The 18,091-nt window shown below is 45.7% G+C and carries 14 protein-coding genes; 12 read left to right on the forward strand and 2 right to left on the reverse strand.

Annotated features, from left to right (window positions below):
- Positions 1 to 487 precede the first annotated feature (487 nt).
- The 6 genes from JFC06_RS04870 (at position 488) to JFC06_RS04895 (ending at position 9,664) form a co-directional block, all read left to right on the forward strand.
- Complete coding sequence (locus JFC06_RS04870) at positions 488 to 1,930, forward strand: FAD-binding oxidoreductase (RefSeq protein WP_198334167.1); 1,443 nt, start codon at positions 488 to 490, stop codon at positions 1,928 to 1,930.
- A 471-nt stretch (positions 1,931 to 2,401) separates the two neighbouring features.
- The gene (locus tag JFC06_RS04875) at positions 2,402 to 4,039 is read left to right on the forward strand and encodes a carbon-nitrogen hydrolase family protein (protein WP_193004643.1); all 1,638 of its coding nucleotides are present in this window, start codon (positions 2,402 to 2,404) and stop codon (positions 4,037 to 4,039) included.
- A gap of 103 nt (positions 4,040 to 4,142) precedes the next feature.
- Positions 4,143 to 4,694, forward strand: coding sequence for a protein disulfide oxidoreductase (locus tag JFC06_RS04880; protein ID WP_198334169.1), 552 nt, complete (start codon positions 4,143 to 4,145; stop codon positions 4,692 to 4,694).
- Between the two features lie 562 nt (positions 4,695 to 5,256).
- Positions 5,257 to 8,115 carry an isoleucine--tRNA ligase gene (gene ileS / locus JFC06_RS04885; RefSeq protein ID WP_198334171.1) on the forward strand — a complete coding sequence of 953 codons (2,859 nt, stop codon included), beginning with the start codon at positions 5,257 to 5,259 and terminating at the stop codon, positions 8,113 to 8,115.
- Positions 8,108 to 8,734, forward strand: coding sequence for a signal peptidase II (lspA, locus tag JFC06_RS04890; protein WP_198334173.1), 627 nt, complete (start codon positions 8,108 to 8,110; stop codon positions 8,732 to 8,734). The genes ileS and lspA overlap by 8 nt, the downstream gene beginning before the upstream one ends.
- Positions 8,735 to 9,037: 303 nt before the next feature.
- Positions 9,038 to 9,664, forward strand: a complete 627-nt coding sequence (locus JFC06_RS04895) for an O-acetyl-ADP-ribose deacetylase (RefSeq protein ID WP_198334175.1) — start codon at positions 9,038 to 9,040, stop codon at positions 9,662 to 9,664.
- A gap of 167 nt (positions 9,665 to 9,831) precedes the next feature.
- Here the strand turns inward: JFC06_RS04895 and JFC06_RS04900 are convergent, their stop codons facing one another.
- Entirely contained in the window at positions 9,832 to 10,491 is a 660-nt protein-coding gene (locus JFC06_RS04900; protein ID WP_193004648.1) for a DUF1294 domain-containing protein, read from the reverse strand.
- A gap of 147 nt (positions 10,492 to 10,638) precedes the next feature.
- Between JFC06_RS04900 and fkpB the strand changes: the two genes are divergently transcribed.
- Both fkpB and JFC06_RS04910 read left to right on the forward strand, forming a co-directional pair.
- Positions 10,639 to 11,136 carry an FKBP-type peptidyl-prolyl cis-trans isomerase gene (gene fkpB, locus JFC06_RS04905; protein ID WP_198334176.1) on the forward strand — a complete coding sequence of 166 codons (498 nt, stop codon included), beginning with the start codon at positions 10,639 to 10,641 and terminating at the stop codon, positions 11,134 to 11,136.
- A gap of 231 nt (positions 11,137 to 11,367) precedes the next feature.
- Positions 11,368 to 12,408, forward strand: a complete 1,041-nt coding sequence (locus tag JFC06_RS04910; protein WP_198334177.1) for an aldo/keto reductase — start codon at positions 11,368 to 11,370, stop codon at positions 12,406 to 12,408.
- Between the two features lie 250 nt (positions 12,409 to 12,658).
- Here JFC06_RS04910 and JFC06_RS04915 read toward each other — a convergent pair whose 3' ends face one another.
- Positions 12,659 to 13,459: a lysophospholipid acyltransferase family protein gene (locus JFC06_RS04915; protein WP_193004651.1), complete on the reverse strand. Its 801-nt coding sequence runs from the start codon at positions 13,457 to 13,459 to the stop codon at positions 12,659 to 12,661.
- Between the two features lie 366 nt (positions 13,460 to 13,825).
- Between JFC06_RS04915 and hflX the strand changes: the two genes are divergently transcribed.
- From hflX to JFC06_RS04935, 4 genes are all read left to right on the forward strand, one after another.
- Positions 13,826 to 15,292 (forward strand): ribosome rescue GTPase HflX, encoded by a 1,467-nt coding sequence (hflX, locus tag JFC06_RS04920; protein ID WP_227670134.1) that lies wholly within the window; start codon positions 13,826 to 13,828, stop codon positions 15,290 to 15,292.
- Between the two features lie 334 nt (positions 15,293 to 15,626).
- Positions 15,627 to 16,061 (forward strand): CidA/LrgA family protein, encoded by a 435-nt coding sequence (locus tag JFC06_RS04925; RefSeq protein WP_193004652.1) that lies wholly within the window; start codon positions 15,627 to 15,629, stop codon positions 16,059 to 16,061.
- 22 nt (positions 16,062 to 16,083) lie between these two features.
- Positions 16,084 to 16,773, forward strand: coding sequence for an LrgB family protein (locus JFC06_RS04930; protein ID WP_193004653.1), 690 nt, complete (start codon positions 16,084 to 16,086; stop codon positions 16,771 to 16,773).
- Between the two features lie 396 nt (positions 16,774 to 17,169).
- Positions 17,170 to 17,982: a lytic transglycosylase domain-containing protein gene (locus tag JFC06_RS04935; protein ID WP_198334179.1), complete on the forward strand. Its 813-nt coding sequence runs from the start codon at positions 17,170 to 17,172 to the stop codon at positions 17,980 to 17,982.
- Positions 17,983 to 18,091 lie beyond the last annotated feature (109 nt).

Genomic DNA, 18,091 nt, shown 5'->3' on the forward strand with positions numbered 1-18,091 from the left:
AATTATCTAAGGGATAATCTATGATGGATGAAACGAAAACAGTCTAGATATCTTACACAAAATCCGACGTCGATGTTAGCAGATTAGATGAATTATTGATTATCAAGCCTGAAAACTTTTTATGCTATAGTGAATTATTCTGTTCAACATTGACTAAATTGCTTTTTTCTACTGACGCTCAACTATAGTTAACACACTTTAAAATAGGCGCAGGGCTACTGGTATTGATTTCGCGCAGCATCGAGCGGCGTAGGCACAGCACGCAAGGGAAATTAATACCCAGTAGCACTTGGCATAGTGTGTGCCAGTTTTATTCAGGATTGACTACATGTACACTAAATCGACCACTCTATAGTTACTCACGAACGAACATTTAGTTATACCCACACAATTATATAAACATAGTTATAGGCGTTTCGTTACAGCAATTTAGCGATATAATACTCCCCTCTATGCATCGCGCTTCCGTTAATACTGAGATTTGACCATGACTTCTTTATCTAGCCAAAGCACATTTGAAACCAACACAGCCGCTGTCCAAACTATTTTAAGCACACTGCTTGATGCTCATCAGTTTGACCCAAGCCAAATCAAAACTGACCTTGAGAGCTTAGAGCACTGGGGCAAAGACTGGACCAAACACTTTGCGCCAGCCGCCGCCGCCATCGTCTTTCCAAAGACCACCGAGCAAGTTCAAGCCATCGTGTTGCTCGCTAATCAGCATAATGTCGTTCTAACCCCAAGCGGCGGTCGTACGGGACTCTCTGCTGGTGCAGTAGCATCCAATGGCGAGATTGTCGTCAGCATGGATAAAATGAACCGGATCGGTCAGTTTTATCCTGCCGATCGCATGGTTGAGATTGAAGCAGGCGTGGTCACCGAACAGTTACAACAATTCGCCGAATCAAAAGATCTGTACTACCCCGTTGACTTTGCCTCAGCGGGCTCAAGCCAAATGGGTGGCAATATCGGCACCAATGCGGGCGGCATCAAGGTCATTCGCTACGGCATGACCCGTCAATGGATCATGGGACTCACCGTTGTCACCGGTAAAGGCGATATCTTGCAACTTAACCGCGGCATGGTCAAAAACGCCACCGGTTATGACTTGCGTCAACTCTTTATCGGTAGCGAAGGCACGCTAGGGCTAGTCACCCATGCCCAAATCAAGCTGGAACGTCAGCCGCAAGACTTAAACGTCATGGTACTTGGCATGGACAGCTTTAATGATGTCATGAATGTCCTATCTGCATTTCAAGCGCAGATTGATTTGACCGCGTTTGAGTTCTTTGATGATGTCGCCATTGATAAACTCATGGCCCATGGTCAAGTCCAAGAGCCGTTTGAATCACGTACCAAGTTTTATACTTTGCTAGAGTTTGAAGCACCATACGAGCCAATCATGGATAAAGCCATGGCCATATTTGAGCACTGCATGGAGCAAGGCTGGGTCGTCGATGGGGTCATGAGCCAAAGCCTCGCACAAGCGACAGAGCTATGGAAACTGCGCGAATACATCTCTGAGACCATCTCAGTATTCACCCCTTACAAAAACGATGTATCTGTACTCATCAGCTATGTGCCTGAATTTATCACTGAGATTGATCATATCGTCAGCAGCAACTATCCTGACTTTGAAGTCTGCTGGTTTGGCCATATCGGTGATGGTAACTTGCACTTAAACATCTTAAAGCCTGAAAATATGAGTAAAGACGACTTCTTTAGCGAATGTCAGATCGTCAATAAGTATGTGTTTGAGACAGTACAAAAATATGGCGGCTCGGTGTCTGCTGAGCACGGGGTTGGTATGACCAAAAAGCCTTATCTACACTATAGCCGCAGCGAGACCGAAATAAACTATTTGCGTGACATTAAAAAAGTCTTTGACCCAAACAACATTATGAATCGGGGTAAGATTTTTGATATTTAACTGACTGTCTTATCATCAGCCTGACATAAAAAAGACGCTAAACTGCAAAAGTTAGCGTCTTTTTTTACACGTTTGAGTTTATAAATACAGCAGTACCAAAGCCGCAATAAGTAACGTACTTAAAAAGCTTTGGACGATTAAACGGGCTTGACGCGGTGCCGCAATATGAAGACACAGGTTGCCCAGTGCACTTTTAGTAATGCCAATACGTGCGCTTTCTCACCTCCGATACATTGCAAAAAAGGACCACTGCCATAATATAAGACACCTGTAATGCTTGAATAAACAAAAGGTATTGACTCACAAAAACGTAGCAAATAGTTACCACGTTAGACTGTCATTGATAAGGCAGCTTGTTATGATAGCGAACAAAATAAAGGGTGCTAAAGACAAAGCCTTGCCAACTTGAGTACCGCCCCACACATATATTTGATACCACCAAAACCAGTAGAGTCCCACAACAGGAAAATTATGAGTAAAATAGAAAAATTAGATGATTTTCATCTTACAATCGCTGAAATCAAGAAAAAAGACTATCCGCAATTAAAAGCACTGATGGACCGTGTCTATGTAAACTTAGGCGGTGCTTGGTCAAAAAACACCATTCATGCCTTAATTGATGCTTTCCCTGAAGGCCAGATTGCATTATTTGACCACGATCAGCTGATTGGTATCGTCCTATCCATGCGTGTGGATTATGCCAAGTTTTCAAACCCGCATACCTACGATGATCTGATTGGACAAAAGGAAATTATCAGAGACAATCCAGAGGGTGATGCTATCTATGGGTTGGACGCCTTGATTGACCCTGAATATCGCGGTTATCGCCTAGGTCGTAGGCTTTATGATGCCCGTAAAGAGCTTTGTCGCCAGCTAAACTTCCGCGCTATTTTGGCAGGTGGCCGCATTCCTAATTACCATAACCACCAAGACCTCACCCCTGGCGAATATATTGACGCCGTGGCAGCTCGGGAAATACATGATCCTGCGCTATCATTTCAATTATCGAACGGCTTTATCGTCAAGCGTATCTTGACCGCTTATTTGCCCGATGACAAACAATCCAAAGGATTTGCGACTTTGCTTGAATGGGCAAATATTTATTATGAGCCACAAGATTACAAGCCTAGTACGCGTAAGTCTGAAGTGCGTATTGGTGGTATTCAATGGCAAATGCGTGAGGTCGAATCACCTGAGGAGTTGTTACAACAAGTTGAATTCTTTGTCGATGTGATGGCAGACTACAACTCAGATTTTGCTTGCTTACCAGAATTCTTTAACGCGCCATTAATGGGTTTGTGTGAATCGACGGATCAAAACATCGCTATTCGATTTTTGGCAGGTTATACCGAATGGTTCAAAAATGAGATTTCGCATTTAGCGGTCAGCTATAACGTCAACGTGATCACTGGTTCCATGCCATTACTCGATGAAGACGATACTTTGTACAATGTCAGCTACTTGTGTCGCCGCGATGGTACGGTTGAAGAGCAACGCAAAATTCATATCACGCCGCACGAGCGTAGCGCTTGGGTCATCGAAGGCGGTGATGAGGTTAAAGTATTCGATACGGATGCCGGTCGTATTGGTATCTTGGTCTGCTATGATGTTGAATTCCCAGAGCTTGCCCGCCTACTCGCGCTTGATGACATGGATATTTTGTTCGTCCCTTTTTGGACAGATACCAAAAACGGTTATCTGCGGGTGCGCCACTGTGCACAAGCACGGGCGATTGAAAACGAATGCTATGTCATGATTTGCGGCTCAGTGGGCAACTTACCGCAAGTTGAGAGCTTGGACATTCAGTACGCACAGTCGTCTGTTTTCTCACCATCAGACTTTGCCTTCCCCCATGATGCGATTATGGCAGAAACGACCCCCAATACTGAAATGATCTTCTTCTCAGACGTGAATTTAGATAAGCTCACCCACGTCCGTAACGAAGGCTCGGTACATAATTTGCTTGATCGCCGTGATGATTTGTTTAGCTTAAAATGGAAGCGAAAAGCCAAAATTCCAGCGAGCAAATTAACTGATGAAGAGCGCCGTGAAAACTCAGGCAGCGTACTGACCGGTGATCCGTTACAAAACCGCGCCAAAAAGCCTTAATCGATTAAGATAAGACATCTATCATAAATCGTTTGATAATACGGCTGACCACTCAGCCGTTTATTTTTATCTATAGTCAACTCGACATAAAAAAGCAGCCATGATGACGACTGATACCAAAAAGAAAAAAGACAAACCTAAAAAAACACCAACACAAAAGGCGTGGTCTGTCTTTAGAACCATACTATTATACGGTCTGGTATTCGCGGTGATTTATACAGCGTTTAACTGGTGGCGCCAACCGGTCATGCCAGCCAACCCGCAGCTACAGTTAACAGACTATCAAGGACAACCGGTTGATTTAGCAGCGCTGAGTCGTGAGCAACCAACGCTGGTGTATTTTTGGGGGACGTGGTGCCCCATTTGTCGTGTTACCTCTCCCACGATAGACAAACTTGCGGCACAAAACCATTATCCCATCGTCACTATTGCGATCAAATCAGGTTCTGACCAAGAACTCCATCGCTACCTCACTGAAAACAACTATCGTTTTACCACAGTAAACGACCAAGAGGGCCGTGTCTTTGCCGACTGGCAAGGGCAAGTGACGCCGTCCTACGTCATTTTAAAAGAGGATGAGATGGCACAAGGTCTGACAGGGATTCAGCCCCTGTGGTCATTGAAGTTACGATTGTGGTTGTCGTCCGTTTTTTAACGTTTAGCCAATTTTTTGGCGGTTATAAATAAACCCTCAACAGGGTCACACGTATGACGTGATAGGTGACATATCCCTGAGATAAACAGTTGATTTTGGGCAAAATACGCGCGACACTGGTCAGCTCTTTTTACCCTACCCTTTTTGTCATATAATAGCTGCCGTTATCATTGCACCTATTTAATGTATTCTTATCACGGTGTTTTGTGGCTGATAAACGTATTTTATGTTGCATTCGTCTCGTGAGCATTTATTATTGACGTAACGGGGCTTATAAATAGCATATCGCAGCCTAACCTTACAGTCACAGCACCACTAAATAAAGACGCTAACAGTCTGTGCTACTGGTAAAATCTTTTAGCGTGCGGTTCGCAAACATGACAGAGGTGGCAAAATTTTCATCGCATACACACCATAGCACCTTTAAAGCGTTTTAACCCTATTAGCAAAAAAACGCCTAGGCACGTTGAAACGATCAGCTAAGCGTTGCCTTAAATTTTACATCCGATTGTACACTGACCTTTTAATCCAATCCTAACCTACCTTTTAAAAAGACACCTTTATGACTGATAAAAGTACTGATACACCAAGCCACGATTATAAAGACACCCTAAACCTTGCCGACACGCCATTTGCGATGCGTGCAAATCTTGCTAAGCGCGAGCCTGATTGGCTGGCGGCGTGGGAAGCGGATGACGTGTATGGCAAAATTCGTCAGGCACGAGCGGGTGCGCCCAAGTACATTTTGCACGATGGCCCTCCATACGCCAACGGTCAGATTCACTTAGGTCACGCGGTCAATAAAGTACTCAAAGACATTATCGTCAAGTCCAAAACACTATCAGGTTTTGATGCGCCATACGTGCCTGGCTGGGACTGTCATGGTCTGCCAATCGAGCAAAAAGTCGAAGCCAAGGTCGGAAAAGTTGGCCAAAAAGTCTCGGCCACTGAGTTTCGTGGTCTTTGCCGTGAGTACGCCAGCACACAGATTGAATTGCAAAAAGCGGATTTTAAGCGCCTAGGCGTGTTTGGTGATTGGGACAATCCTTATCTAACGATGAACTTCCATCAAGAAGCCAACATCGTACGCGCACTTGCCAAAATTCATGAAAACGGTCATGTGACTCGTGGCATGAAGCCCGTCAACTGGTGCTTGGACTGTAGCTCTGCCTTGGCAGAAGCTGAGGTCGAATACCAAGATAAAGTCTCAGATGCCATCTATGTCAGCTTTGATGTGCTTGGCACTGATAAGGTTGCGGCGCTGGCTAATGTTGAAAGCCGTATTGCCGCTGTTATCTGGACGACGACGCCATGGACATTGCCTGCCAACCAAGCCATCTCGGTACATCCTGAGCATGACTATAGCGTGGTTGCCACTTCAAGGGGCAATTTGCTGTTGGCGGCTGATTTGGTTGAAACCGCATTGACTGAGCTTAAATTGGATAACAAAGGTATCCTTGCGACTGTAGCCGGACGCGAGCTTGAAGGGCTGCGCGCCCAGCACCCACTGATTGCAGAGCGTCAAGTACCACTTATCTTAGGCGATCACGTGACCACTGACAGTGGTACAGGTCTCGTGCATACCGCGCCGGGTCATGGTCTCGACGATTATATTGTGGGTCTAAAATATAACTTACCAGTGGAAAACCCAGTGAGCGGTACAGGCGTTTATTTAGACAGCGCAGCGGTATTTGCTGGTGAGCATATTTATAAAGCCAATCCAAAAATCATCGCAGCCTTACATGACAACGGTCACTTAATTAGCCACACCAAGATTGAACACAGCTATCCACACTGCTGGCGTCACAAGTCGCCGATTATTTTCCGCGCCACGCCGCAGTGGTTTATCAACATGGAAACCAAAGGGTTACGTGAGTGCGCGCTTGCTGATATCCCATCCGTCAATTGGACGCCAGCATGGGGCCAAAACCGTATTGAAGCGATGATGACAGGTCGCCCTGACTGGTGTATCTCCCGCCAGCGCACTTGGGGCGTGCCGATTACCTTCTTTACCCATAAAGAAACGGGTGAGCTACATCCAAACACGCTTGAGCTGATGGAGACGGCCGCGCAAAAAATCAATGAAGGCGGCGTGGAAGCGTGGTTTGATGCCAGCTGTGAAGATTTCTTAGGTAGCGAAGCCGCTGATTATGACAAAGCGACGGATACGCTAGACGTGTGGTTCGACTCTGGTACGACGCACTTTGCGGTACTTGAACAGCGTGATGAGCTGACCAACCCTGCCGATATGTACTTAGAAGGCTCTGATCAACACCGTGGCTGGTTCCAAACGTCACTACTAACGTCTGAAGCCATGTACGAGCGTCCGCCTTTTAAACAAGTACTGACGCATGGTTTTGTCGTCGATGAAAACGGCCGCAAGATGAGTAAGTCACTCGGCAATATCATCACGCCGCAAGAAGAGATCAACAAAACGGGCGCAGATATGCTGCGTTTATGGATTGCTTCAAGCGACTATCGCTATGAGATGAGCGCTGGTAAAACAGTGTTTAAAGGGGCAATCGATATGTATCGCCGCATTCGTAATACGCTCCGTTTCTTACTTGCCAACACCGATGATTTTGATCCGGCAACCAACAGCATTGATATCAATGAATTGGTGAGCCTTGATAAGTTCATCCTTGAGCGCGCGCAAACGGTACAAGCGCAAATCATTAGTGCATATGATGCGATGGACTTTCACCAAGTCACTCAACATGTGACGGCATTTTGTTCGCAAGATTTGGGCAGTTTCTATTTAGATATTATCAAAGACCGTCAATACACCACCCAGACTGATGGGCAGCCACGTCGCTCTGCGCAAACGGCTATTTATCATATCGCTCATGCCTTGATTCGCTGGATCACACCGATTTTGTCATTTACGGCGCAAGAGGCTTGGGAAGTATTGAATCAACGTGATACGGCTAAAGGTGGCTACGTCTTCACTCAAGAATGGTATGAGTTCCCAGAGTTTGAGCTCAGTGCCATCAGCAACGATGACTGGCAACGTATTATGCTGGCCAAGGACATGGTAAATAAACATATCGAAACCGCACGTGGCGAAAAAATCATCAATGCCAACTTATCTGCCGATGTGAGCCTATATGCGGACGGCGCGATGTTTGAGAGTTTGGCCAAGCTGGGAGAAGAGCTGCGTTTCGTCCTGATTACCAGTAGTGCCACATTACAGCCCATGAACGCGGCACCTGTTGACAACGTTGCCCTAGATGAGCAAGCTGACAGTGATACAGAAGCATCTGTAGAGTTAGTGGTGGATGTTAGTGCCGCCACGGGTACCAAATGCGTGCGCTGTTGGCACATCCGTGATGACATTGGCACAGATAGCGCCCACCCTGAAATCTGCGCTCGCTGTGTGACCAATGTCAGCGGTGATGGCGAGGTGCGTCACTATGCCTAACTCAACGGGTCCGTCAGAAAATAACCAGCCACGTGTAGAAGTCGATCATTCGCCCAAGCCTGCGCATGCAACGACGGGCAGCTCGACAACACCCAGAAGTCGCTTAACTAAGACGCCAAAGGTCATCGCTAATGGTCGACGCGCGTTTATGTGGTATTTGTTGGCATTGGTGGTGGTGGTCATCGATCAATGGACGAAGTGGTTGGCGGAAACCAAACTGACCTTTCATGTGCCAGTGCCTGTCATCGAGCCGTTTCTTAACTGGACACTCGCCTACAACTATGGCGCGGCCTTTAGCTTTTTGGCAGATGCAGGTGGTTGGCAAAAATGGTTTTTTTCAGGCTTGGCGCTGGTCATGTCGCTGTTTTTGATCATTTATCTGATTAAAGCACCGCGTAAAGCCACACTGCTATCGTTCGGTTTAGCTTTGGTGCTTGGCGGTGCAGTGGGTAATTTAATTGACCGCTTGCTACATGGTCATGTGATTGATTTTATCCATGTGCACAATGCCGACGTTTGGCATTATCCAATCTTTAACATTGCTGATATGGGTATTAGTATCGGTGTGGCACTGATTGTCATTGACATGCTGTTTTTGGAAAAGAAGCGCGGTACTTAACGCTTATTGCTCTAGATAATGCTATTAATAAAGGCGGGTGACGTGTACGTGACCCGCCTTTTTGCCATCTATCTTTTTAACTTTATAGTCTAAACTACGATCTTGTGACGCCCAAACACCAGTCTCTGCACGAATTGAGTGGGTATACTTGTATAAAGTAATCACTGAGATTCGCCTTTTGTGAACGCAACCGTTTTTAAAAAGTACAACTTATTATACTCATACCATTACAAGCAAACGCTAGAAAATCATTTAGAATATATGAGAAAAGGCGAAGACAAAATAAGTAAAAGGATATTCTCTATGTTACCTGCTCACCCAAACTCTGTTTTTCAAAAACGAATTACCATTTCCGATGCAGCGAATAACGAGCACACAATCACTAGAAAGTCAGTCACTTTATCCGTGTTACAAGCAGATATCACCACGCTAAACGTTGATGCCATTGTCAATGCTGCCAATTCAAGCTTATTAGGCGGTGGCGGTGTGGACGGTGCGATTCATCGCGCCGCAGGTCCTGAGCTGCTTAAATACTGCCGCACGTTAAATGGCTGCCCGACAGGCGATGCTAAAATAAGCCCAGCGTTTAATTTGCCTTGCCAGTACGTGATTCATACTGTCGGCCCTGTTTGGCATGGTGGCAATCGAGATGAAGAGGCGCTGCTTGCCAGTTGTTATCAAAAATCTCTCGCAATAGCGACTGAGCACAATCTGACGAGTATCGCCTTTCCCTCTATCAGTACTGGCGTCTATGGTTATCCTTTAGACCAAGCGGCTGAAGTAGCAATTGACGCCGTACAGGCCTATATAAAAGGCTATGAATCAGACGATAAACAAGCATCCAATCTCCCAATTCGTGAGGTGATTTTTTGCTGTTTCTCTGATAAAGCGGCAACCATTTATAAGCAATTATTAGAGAAGGAAGAATAAGTAAACTTGCATAATCGAGCCGCTATCAAATAAATATAGTGCTACTGAGATAAATTTTACGCAGCCTCTGTCTGCGCAGGCACAGCAAGCAAGGAAAATTTATACCAGTCGCACGTCGCCTTCAATGTAACGATTTCATATCGAACTGATTATGTCATCGATAATGTCTACAAGATTCCGTCTAAAAACGCCAAGCCGTCACCCGCTAAGATAAACAACAACCCTGCCATATTAATGACGACGGTCAAGTAATAGGTGAGGCGAAACTCCGGCTTTTGTGACTTATGACGCAAATAAGTCTGCGCGACCATTGCCCCGACCCAGCCGCCAAGGGCACTTAGCAAATGCAGCGTTGATTCAGGCGTTCGCCAATCGCCGCTTTGAGCCGCTGCCTTGTCTTTGGCGTACATCGCATAGGTTATGACTCCCAATGCCGCGTACCAAGCAATGATCAGCCAACTCAACTTATCTGTCGCGGCCAATAAAATTAACACACCATAAAACCCAATGCCTAAGAACAAGCGTTTCTTTTGTCCTGCTTCAAAGTCCGCTTGGGCACTACGCTTTGTATTACGCTGACGGATTTGCTGGTTTTTTTGGGCCATCTTTTGTTGTACAAAGCTCAGCTCTTGTACTTCTTTTGCTTGTATCCGTCCTTGATGGTCTCGCCCAAGCGTAAAGACGACTTGCTCACCGACCTCAGGCCGACGGCGTGCTTTAAATTCATTGATATGAAAAAAAACGGACTCACCATTCTGCGTTTCGATAAAGCCAAAGCCTTTGTCATCTTGCCACTTTTTGATGAGGCCTTGTTGCTTATTTGCCATGGATACTCCTACCCTCTTTTAGACTCGCCAAATATAGTACACTATTTGCGTTACACTATTTACGCTTACAACCTTTTCTAGATGGATTATCATTTCCGACATCTTGATGACCCTCACTTTCTATTCCAGCAACAGGTGGCTTTTACTATGACCGAATCACAGTTTATTAACCCCAATGAAGACACACGTATTACTTACGGCAGCCTTGTGAAGCTGCACTTTGAAGTATCCTTAGAAAACGGTACGGTGATTGATTCGACCTTTAACCGCGACGCGCCAGTGACCTTGACGATTGGTGATGAGAGCCTATTACCAGGCTTTGAGCAAGTGCTCATGAATCTACGCGCAGGTGACACCCGTACTGCCCATCTTGAGCCAGAGCAAGCGTTTGGCGACTGGAACCCTGACAATATCCAACATTTTAGCCGTACCCAGTTTGCGCTCGTGGCTGAAAACCCTGAAATAGGTATGATGGTGGAATTTGAGGACAAAGGTAAAAACACGCTGCCCGGTACCATCAGCGCGATCGATGATGACGAAATCGAAGTGGATTTTAATCACCCGCTTGCGGGGCAATCCGTCCTATTTAAAGTAAAAGTATTCAAAGTCACCCCGCCTGGCGTTACGGGTATAAAGTTAATGTAATAGTTTAATATAGTTATTTCACTATCGTTTATAAGCTATACAAGAGACACAGTGCTACTGAAATAAATTTTATGCAGCCTCTGTCTGCGTAGGCACAGCAAGCAAAAAAAATTTGTTTCAGTAGCGCATTATAGTGTACGTTTTTACTGATAACGGATTGTATAGTCGCTCAAATATCCTATCAACGACCACCAAACAAAAAACAAAAACGAATTTAAAAAGGACACTTACATGCAATATGAAACGCTGCCACAGCTGGATGAAAAGGTTTCTAAAATTTGCCTAGGTACCATGACATGGGGACAGCAAAACACCGAATCTGATGCGCATACACAGATGGATTTGGCACTCTCTGAGGGCGTGAACTTTTGGGACACGGCTGAGATGTATCCTTCACCACCAGATAAAGACAAGCAAGGTGATACTGAGCGCTTCATGGGCACGTGGTTTCATAAAACCAAGCAGCGTGACAAAGTGATCCTTGCCAGCAAAATATCTCCGATGGATTTTTTACGGGATGGTCAGACACGTTATACGGCCGAACACATTAGTCGTGCTATCGATGACAATTTAGAGCGTTTACAAACTGATTATATTGATATTTATCAGCTACACTGGCCTGAGCGTCAAGCGAATTTTTTTAGTCAGCGCGGTTACACAGAAGAGATGGCAGCGCAGCCGCTAGATGATTTAACGCCCTTTTTAGAAACCATCCAAGCGTTAAATGATGAGATTAAAAAAGGCCGTATTCGCGCTTATGGGCTGTCAAATGACACCGCTTGGGGTCTGATGCGTTACCTTTGGGAGGCGGATAAAAACGGCCTGATTGCGCCCATCACCGTGCAAAACCCTTATAGTTTACTCAATCGCTTATATGAAGTTGGTATGGCCGAAATCGCGCATCGTGAAAACGTTGGCCTGCTCGCTTACTCGCCGCTTGGCTTTGGCGTACTGTCTGGTAAATACCTCGACGGCAAACGCCCTGCTGGTGCGCGTCTGACGATGTATGATCGCTTTGCCCGTTATACCAATGAGCAAGCCAAGGCAGCCACCGCTCAATATGCCAAAATCGCGGCTGATGCGGGGCTAGATATGGCCCAGATGGCACTGGCTTTTGTCAACACGCGTTCGTTTGTCACCAGTAACATCATTGGCGCAACCACGACCGAGCAGCTTCAGTCCAACATCGACAGTATTCACGTTAATCTGACGACAGACGTATTAGAGGCAATTGAAGCGGTACATACACAGCATCCCAATCCGTCTCCTTAGAACGTTGCAATTAACTTAATTACCATTAAGCTTTGATGATTTACTTTAATTACTGGGATGAATTTTTTGAAGCCTCTGTCTGGCATAGCGCACAGCAAGCGAGAAAATTTCATCCCAGTAAGTCATTTTTATCAGTAGAGCATTCTTTGTTTTAAACTGACTAAATAAAAAAAAGGCGCCAATCGCGAGTATTATCACTGCGATTGGCGCCTTTTTCTTTGCGTCTGCTTTCTCACTTAAACGCAAGAAGTTACGCGTTAGGGGCTTTCGTCAATACCCGAGAATGCAGCTCAGCCAGACCTTCTTGCATCCGTGCTTGCAATAAATTGGTCAGCTCACTTTTATTCAGCCCTTTAGGATCTATCGGCTCAAGTGGTAAGACATAGGCTGTGACATCCTTGCTATCGAGCACCTTTTTTATGCTGTCTTTCATCGTCAGCTTACCGTAATAGGGTAACGCTTCGCTTAGAGTCCCATCTTTATTGACATAAGAGATAATGAGCGGACGAACAGGAACATCGGCATCTATTGCCGCTTGTAGCAATGTGCCATGTATGCGCTTGATTTTTTTACCATCCGTCGTGGTTGCCTCTGGAAAAAAGATCACCGAGAACCCTTCGGTCAAAAAACTGGCTATTTGCGCTGCGACCGAACCTGCATCCCCAGAGCCACGCTCAATAAATACCGTACCTGCCGCATGGGCCAGCTTACCAAAGATAGGCCAGTCCCCAATTTCAGCTTTAGATAAGAAGAAAGCAGGGCTTAGCGTGCCTACCACAGGAATATCCATCCATGACACATGATTAGATACCCATAAACCATGATGCTGCTCTACTGGCTCAACGGCGACGACCTTTACGCCAAAAGAGCCGGCCATTTTGCGACAAAACGTCTGGATATAGCGTGGCAGCGTTTCGCGTGGTGGCTGTTTAAACGCCCCGATACGTTGAGCGGCGCGCATGCCCCCAGCGATTGTCGTGGTCATGCCAGCAATTTGTCTGCCGCGGCCCAATTGTCGTTTGAGTGAAAAGCCTGACTTAGATTGGCTCATCTGTGTCCCTCGTGGTTAAAAAACTTATGATTATATATCTTAAACAAGCGCCATGAGTATAACAAAATTCAGTCAGTCAGTGACGATTTGTGCACTGAATTATAAATGGCTTTTGTTAGTATGTTGACCCTCGCCACAATAAGAGTGTGTGCTGGTTACAGCGATCCATTTGAGAATAAGACCTCCAATCATTGCCGTTGTAACATAAAACCATCGCTAATTATGATAATACGCTTTAATATCAAGTGATAAGGCCCTATATAGGAGATCATATGAACGTTATGTCAAAGCGTACTGAGGCTTACTGAGCTGGCTTACTGAATTGATAATAACGATATATTTATTTTATTGAATAGGTGATACTCTTTGGATTATTTTGAAAGACATGAAGGTGGCGAACGCGCCATTATCGTACATTTAGACATCCGCCAAATTCAAGATCCTGATGATCTTAGTGAGTTTGAACTGTTGGCAGATTCAGCAGGCGCAGATCGTTTGGCGCTGGTGACAGGCTCACGCTCACGCCCTGATGCCAAATATTTCGTGGGCAGCGGTAAAGCAGAAGAAATCGCAGAATTGGTGCGCGAACACGATGCGGATATCGTCCTTTTTAACCATAGCTTATCGCCCTCACAAGAGCGTAATATTGAAGCCCTGGTAAAATGCCGCGTCCTTGATCGCACCGGCTTGATTTTAGACATTTTTGCTCAGCGTGCCCGTACCTACGAAGGTAAGCTGCAAGTTGAGCTGGCGCAGCTGAACCATCTCTCGACACGTCTGGTACGTGGTTGGACGCATTTGGAGCGTCAAAAAGGCGGTATCGGCTTACGTGGACCTGGTGAAACCCAGCTGGAGACGGATCGTCGCTTGCTACAAACTCGCGTCAATCAGCTCAAAAGTAAGCTAGAAAAAGTCCGTCAAACCCGCGCCCAAGGCCGTGCTCGTCGCCAAAAATCTGACGTGCCAACCATCTCACTCGTCGGTTATACCAACGCCGGTAAGTCTACACTGTTTAATCGTTTGGTCGATGAAAACATCTATGCTGCCGATAAACTGTTTGCAACGCTAGATCCTACATTGCGCCGCTTAGACTGGCAAGGCGTGGGCCGAGTGGTGCTGGTCGATACCGTGGGTTTTGTCCGTCATCTACCGCATGAGCTGGTCGAATCTTTTCATGCGACATTAGAGGAGACACTAGAAGCCGATTTGCTGCTGCACGTCATCGACTCCTCAAGTGAAGATATGCATGAGCAAATCCAAGCGGTGAAAGCCGTACTGGCTGAAATCGACAATGATGTGCCAGTGCTCAATGTCTATAATAAGATTGATTTGACCGATGAGCCTGCACATATCGGTTATGCTAGCGAAGGTCAACCGAATCGCGTTTATGTGTCTTCTAGAGAAAATCTGGGCATGGAAGCACTGTCACTCGCTGTCCAGCAGTTGCTGACAGGTAATTTAACGACCTTTGATCTGACCTTGCCTTATAATGCGGGACAACTTAAAAACACCTTGTATGAGCTGGGCGTCATCTTAGAAGAAAGTTACAATGATAATGGTCATGAGTGCTTGACCATCCGTTTGCCAAGCGAGCGGCTAAGACAACTGCTGGGTCAAGCTGACTTAGATCCCATAGACGTACTACCGTTAGCACAGGCAACCCTACTGATGCCAGTACTTGAAGCGTTCGAAAAACCGGATGACAGTGAAGCGCCCACCATGACTGAAGCGCATGAGAAGGCTTTTGACGAGTTCGATGCGCTAAACTCTGTAGACGAAAACGTAGAGATGTCAGCAGCGAAAGAAACACCAACGCCTGACTCCCAGAGTTGATTCAGTGGCCAGCTTTTTAAAACTGCTCGTGTCTCAAAGTCACGTTATCAGCTAGTGGTAGATAATAAAAGGATGATATCAGTCGATATCATCCTTTTTTATGGCATGTGTTTGATTTTTAGTTTTTAGATTTTTCAGCTTCTAGATTTTTACAGTCTTCGCAAAGTAAAAAAGCCCTATTCCCTATAAACTTTATAATTTTGCCTACTCTCTATATAATCGCTTGTTACGTATTCAACAAATATTGATGTATAAGCCATCCTTATTAGGGCACTATTACCCATACTGCATCTTGTTGCTACTCTACTTATCCCTGACTTGGCCAGAATTTCTTATGAAATCTACTCCCTCCTCCCCTTTGCCGCTGTGGCTAGCAGTCATTTTGACCTTAGCGATGGTCATCTTTGTCCGTGAGTCTGCCGTTATTATTTGTCAGTGGGCTGGCATAGAAAAAGCGGCCAACATCGTCGGGCTGGTCGCGATGTTCTTTATTTTGATGACGTGGCGACTGCTCAAAGGATTACCGAGCTGGCTGACCCAAGCCAGTAATACCTTATTGGTCGATAGCGGCTTTGCCTTCTTGCCCGTCTCCGCTGGCGCAGGCTTATTGCTATTTGCTTTAGGTGATGAGCTATGGGGCGTGATGCTAACGATGATCATTAGTACACTCATACCACTTTGGGGGCTGGCCATACTTGCCAATCGCTGGCTAAATCACGATACGAGTAACGATCACACCACCGTGAACGAGCACAAGGGACAGCTGTGAGCTGTGTGAATAAGGAAATCTTATGAGTTTTGATAGTGTGTTTACAGCAACCCTTGCGGCGATATTGTTAACCTTAGCAGCCCATGTGATAGCCCGTGTCTTGGCACGTAAGCTTTCATGGTTGCCGATGGTCATTACGGCGCTTGTATTGGTCCTCGTGTTTTTATTCATTCTGCAATGGGATTACAATCACTATTACGGTGTGGCCAAGCCTGTATTTGATCATCTATTAGGATACGTCACTGTACTACTAGCAGTACCGCTGGCCGCGATGAATTTTAAAGGGCTACCCATCAAAAAACTCACGTTAATCGTCGCGCTTGCCAGTGTCGTCGGCGCGTTATTGCCGATGTCATTGGCTTATCTGTTTTCGTTAAGTCATGACACGATCCTAGCCTTTGCTACCCGTTCAGTGACGACACCCATTGGCCTGAGTGTGGCAGATTTGATTAAGGCCCCACTAGCAATGGCAAACTTAATTATTATTGTCTCAGGACTACTGGGAGGAAGTTTGGCGCGCTTCTTATTTCGCGGTATCGATGATGATCGCGCTAAGGGCCTCGCCCTTGGCTTGGCCGCTCACGCTTTTGGCACCGTAGAAGCATGGCAGATTAGTCACACTGCTGGGCGTTATGCGGCGTTTGGACTGGCAGTCAATGGACTAGTCACCGCTGTCTGGGTACCGATTTTTATCAGTGTGCTTAGTCATTAAGCACGCTATATCATTAGACTAACGTGGCGTCTTGGCCTTTGAGACGCCCCATTTGCTCTGTTTTTTGTACTACCACTGTTTAAATGTGCACAAGGTTTTATTGTGTTATAAAGGTCGAGTGAGTGACTCACACAATGGAAGGGAACGCCATAGCGTATTGATTTATCTAACGTTATTTTGGCATTTGTCTGCGTCAAAAAATTATTATATGTTATAGTAAATAACTATTATTTTTTGTATCTATTGCAAGTGGTTTTAGTTAGCCGTGGTTTTTGCGAGATCATCATAGCTGTTATGGCTATAAAGTCCTGCGAACCCGATAACCGCTTAAACGCGCAAAACGACGCGCTTATAGGCAAAGCAATTTGCTATTACTCGATAAAAAGTGATAACCCTATGATGAACGTTGCAACTTTAGTTACTCGCTGCATGTCTCCTATTTTACTAACCGCCGTTGCCCTATCTAGCTTACCCATTGCCGCTCAAGCGGGAAATATGTACATCTATAAAGATAAAGGCGGACAAGTCCTACTAACTAATGTCAATCCAAGTGGCAACTTTGATAAATTTACCAAAAAAGTAAAAGTGACTTACTACAAAGACTCTAAGATGTATGACGGCAGTAGTAGCAGTAATAACTACGGTAGCAGCTCTGCTAGCAGCAGTGGTAGTCGTAACGCTTATGACAACTATATTCGCGCCTCTGCCAACCGCCATGGCGTCGACCCTGCCCTTATGAAGGCAATGATGCATACTGAGTCAGCATTTAATCCAAATGCACGCTCGCCCGTCGGAGCGCAAGGTCTGATGCAGCTGATGCCAGCTACGGCTCGCCGCTTTAATGTAAGCAACCCGTGGAACCCTGCTGACAATATTGAAGGCTCAGCCAAATACATCGCTTGGCTCATGCGCCGTTTCAACAACAATATCGAACATGCAGTCGCCGGTTATAACGCTGGCGAAGGCAATGTCGATAAGTACGGTGGCATTCCCCCTTTTAAAGAAACGCGTAACTACGTCCAAAGAGTCATGAGCCGCTACCATAGCTTATATAAGAATGATGCAGGGCTTGCTGGTGCTAGTATGAGTGCTAGCAATCAAATGACTAATGCGAATACCACAAGCGGTGGGCTGCAAAATGTCAGCTACGGCACCAGCAGTAACAATAACGCCAGTTATAGCAATTCAGCCTACGCCGCATTACGCTAATATAAAGACAAAAAGATCAACTAAAAGACCAGACATCAAAAAGCCCGTTAATACCTTAACGGGCTTTTTGATACTTAAACACCAAACGCTACGTGTTAGATAAAAACTT

This window comes from Psychrobacter namhaensis, from assembly GCF_016107545.1.
Classification (GTDB): Bacteria; Pseudomonadota; Gammaproteobacteria; order Pseudomonadales; family Moraxellaceae; genus Psychrobacter; species Psychrobacter namhaensis.